This is a genomic window from Micromonospora sp. HK10 (genome assembly GCF_000982955.1).
GTDB lineage: Bacteria > Actinomycetota > Actinomycetes > Mycobacteriales > Micromonosporaceae > Micromonospora.
In genome coordinates, this window is the sequence record NZ_KQ058861.1 from 1 (window position 1) to 250 (window position 250).

At 68.8% G+C, this 250-nt stretch carries 1 protein-coding gene; it reads left to right on the forward strand.

Features of this window, described 5'->3' with window-relative positions:
* Positions 1-130: 130 nt before the first annotated feature.
* Positions 131-250, forward strand: a 120-nt coding sequence (locus LQ51_RS23045) for a biotin/lipoyl-containing protein (protein WP_304413734.1), incomplete at its 3' end; no start/stop codon positions are given.

Sequence of the window (250 nt, forward strand, 5' to 3'; positions counted from 1 at the left end):
GATGCTAGTGCCGCCAGCCCGGGCCGGGGGCCGCCGGGGCACGTTCGGGTGTGCTGCCGCTCAGGGGTCGGGACGTGACGGAAGCCATGATTGGATACCGTTCGCAGGCAGACCGGTGGAGAGGGAGGGCCTGGAGATGGCCGAGGAGATCCGCGCCGAGATGGTGGCGAACGTCTGGAAGGTCGTCGCGTCGGCCGGGGACACCGTGTCCGAGGGGGACACGCTGGTGATCCTGGAGTCGATGAAGATG